6 protein-coding genes are annotated in these 2,778 nt (G+C 55.0%); all 6 read left to right on the top strand.

Going from position 1 to position 2,778, the window contains the following annotated elements:
- A partial coding sequence (locus RR842_RS13530) for a head-tail adaptor protein (protein WP_332730109.1) occupies positions 1-426 on the top strand: 426 nt, incomplete at its 5' end.
- An 8-nt stretch (positions 427-434) separates the two neighbouring features.
- Positions 435-854, top strand: a complete 420-nt coding sequence (locus tag RR842_RS13525; protein WP_332730108.1) for a hypothetical protein — start codon at positions 435-437, stop codon at positions 852-854.
- Positions 851-1,207, top strand: a complete 357-nt coding sequence (locus RR842_RS13520) for a hypothetical protein (RefSeq protein WP_332730107.1) — start codon at positions 851-853, stop codon at positions 1,205-1,207. The genes RR842_RS13525 and RR842_RS13520 overlap by 4 nt, the downstream gene beginning before the upstream one ends.
- Positions 1,208-1,209: 2 nt before the next feature.
- On the top strand, positions 1,210-1,815 hold the full coding sequence (locus tag RR842_RS13515; RefSeq protein WP_332730106.1) for a major tail protein: 606 nt from the start codon (positions 1,210-1,212) through the stop codon (positions 1,813-1,815).
- Positions 1,816-1,844: 29 nt separating this feature from the next.
- Entirely contained in the window at positions 1,845-2,195 is a 351-nt protein-coding gene (locus RR842_RS13510) for a hypothetical protein (RefSeq protein WP_332730105.1), read from the top strand.
- Positions 2,196-2,440: 245 nt separating this feature from the next.
- A partial coding sequence (locus tag RR842_RS13505) for a hypothetical protein (RefSeq protein ID WP_332730104.1) occupies positions 2,441-2,778 on the top strand: 338 nt, incomplete at its 3' end.

Raw genomic sequence — 2,778 nt, 5'->3', positions numbered from 1 at the left:
AGGCGCGAGCCTCTCACCCTACTTCTTCCAGGCGGCGGCGCAACTAGCCTACCGCAAACCTGGCGGTGGTGCGTGATGGCTACAAATGCCTACACGGTGCCCCTGCGCCTGGATACGTCGGTCATGCTGCTTATGCCGTATACCAAGACCTACAACGGCGTTATCAGCAAGGTGTGGCCCAAGCAAGGGCCACGGTTCTTCTGTGAGTTCAAGACCTACGGTGGTACTGAGGGCGTCGTGAATGGTGTGTATAGCGTCATCGACACTGCCACGATCAAGTGTTGGTACAACCCTCGTATCACTGCAGGTTGCCGCATCGTGCTAGATACGGGGGAGGAGTATGAGGTTGTTGGTACTCCGGAGAATGTGGGGCACCGCCGACAGCACATGCAGATGCGTGTGGAGCGCGTGAGCGGCGGTGCTTGATGGCAAGGATGGGGCTTAAATTCGACGGCATGGACGAGTTGCTAGGTAAGTTAAGTCGAATGGAAGTGAGTACCGATAAGGTGGCTGAATCTGCCTTGGTTGAGACCCACCAGGTGGTTACCGAGCAAGTGGACAAGGCGCAAGCATCCAGTAGATACAATCTTGTGCCCGGCGTGAGTGGCGCTACCAGTGGGGCGGTTTATCGCGACATGACGGTTGATTGTTCTGGCACTACGGCATCGTCTGGGGTCGGTTGGTCGATAGCAGACGGAGGCTTACCTTCGGTGTTCTTGATGTACGGCACGCCGAGTATAGCGCCGGATCGCAACCTTTACAACGCGATCTACGGTGGCAAGACCAAGCAGCTTGTGCAGCAGGCTCAAGCCGATACCATGCTGGATTTTCTAATAGACGGGGGCGTGCGGTGAGACAAAAACTGATTGAAGTATTGAAGCAGTTCGGCGACCCTGTCAGGCTACAGGGTTCGCTTAACCCGGAAGATGGGTATCCCGATTCGTTTTGGACGTTCTGGGTTAACGACATACCCGAGGCGGGGCATTACGATAATGTCCCATCGGGGTATGTTTGGCATTTTTGGGTTTATTACTACAGCATCGACGCTGAGCAGGTCGAGACCGTTTCGCTTTTGGCAAAGCGGCGCCTGCAAGAGGCAGGATTCACCGTTCCCGGCAAGCCCGTGGATGCGGCGAGTGACCGCAAGACCCATACCGGGGTAATGTTTGCGGTTCAAATTTTAGAACACTATAAGGAAGAGGTGTAGATATGGGTAAGGAAGCTGTTGAGTTTCGAGGGATTGACAACCTGGTGTATGCGGAGGTGACGGCTGATACGGACGTGGAAATAACTTTCGGAGTGGTGAAGCCGTTGGTGCCCATCGCTGAGCTCTCCAAGACCACTTCGAGCGATTCTGCCACAAAGTACTACGACAACTTGCCGATGATTAACGTCAAGTCTACCGGTCCCGACGAGGTAACGATCACCTGTGCGGTGCTTGACCTTGAGACGTTGGCCGATATTACCGGGCAGGGTTACGACAAAGATTTGGGCATGATCATGGACGGCGAGAATGTCAACAAAGAGTTTGCCATTGGCTACCGCACCAAGGACACTAGCGGGGCGTACCGCTACGTGTGGCGCTTGAAGGGCACGTTCTCCACGCCTGACGAAGCTGCGGCCACCGAGGACGACGGTACCGATTCCAAGAACCAGCAGCTTAAATACAAGGGGCTTTCTACTGTCCATAAGTTCGCAAAGGACGGCAAGGCTCGCAAATCGGTAATCGTGCAGGATGGCGGAAAAGCGGATCTCTCCACCTGGTTCAGTACGGTGCAAACGCCCGATACAGTCAAAGCGAAGACGACGGTTTAACGGACTGGGATAGATGGGAGGTGCGGCAAGTGGAAATGATACTGAACGTCCGCAAGGGCGGCAAGGTTGAGAAAACATACATGGCAGAAACCTACGACCTTATGTGGGGGACGATGGAAGACGTGCTGGGGTGTGTCGATCTCGACACCATCGCAAATGCCGAAGATTCGAACAATACGGCGCTCATATCTGCTGTGGCCAAGATGGCCATGGGATCTATGGGGCAGATAAAGCCGTTGCTGAAAGATATCTTCCCCGGCCTCACGGATGCCGAGATTAGGTATGTGCCGGTTAAAGAGGTCGCGGCAACGCTGGTAAACGTCGTGTTGTACACCATGGGCGAGGTTATGGCGTTCGGGGGCGATGAAAAAAACAAGTAGAGGGTGGTGGTGAGCCTGCCACCCTGGATGAGGCGTTTTTTTCGCTGGGCATGGGGCTTTGCGAGCGGTTCCCCTCGCTCAACCCGTTTGCGATCAGGCGCACCAGGGCACACGACGTGTTCCTGACTGTGCGCAGGCTCAACGTATACAAGCCCCCCACATCGCACGCGGGTAGGTCGGGCGAGGGGGAGCCCGCAAGGCGGCAAGTCGGCGACGAGTGGTTTTAGAGTTAAAAACGAGAGGAGGTGAACAAGGTGCCGAAGGGTGATGAAGTAACGACCAAATTCCGTGTCGACATATCGGAATTGAAAGCCAATATATCGACCGCTAACAAGGAAATCAAATCGGCTAACGCGACTTTTAAGGAAGCCTCCTCCGGTATGGAGGACTGGGAGTCGTCCACCACGGGGCTTGAGGCAAAGATCAAGCAGATGACCAGCGTGCTCGGGTCTGAGAAGTCGAAGCTTGAAAGTTACAAGCAACAACTGGTGGCCATAACCGATGCCGAGGCCGAGAACGGCAAGCGTGCAGACGAGCTGCGGGTTGCTTATCAGCAGGCGTGTGATCAGTTTGGCAAGAACAG

This window comes from Gordonibacter sp., assembly GCF_036667095.1.
Classification (GTDB): Bacteria; Actinomycetota; Coriobacteriia; order Coriobacteriales; family Eggerthellaceae; genus Gordonibacter.
This window is presented reverse-complemented; position numbering and strand designations above follow the sequence as displayed.

Excerpts from the sequence above, each read along its gene's own strand:
- RR842_RS13525 (WP_332730108.1), top strand. The coding sequence starts at position 435 with ATGGGGCTTAAATTCGACGGCATGGACGAGTTGCTAGGTAAGTTAAGT.
- RR842_RS13515 (WP_332730106.1), top strand. The coding sequence starts at position 1,210 with ATGGGTAAGGAAGCTGTTGAGTTTCGAGGGATTGACAACCTGGTGTAT.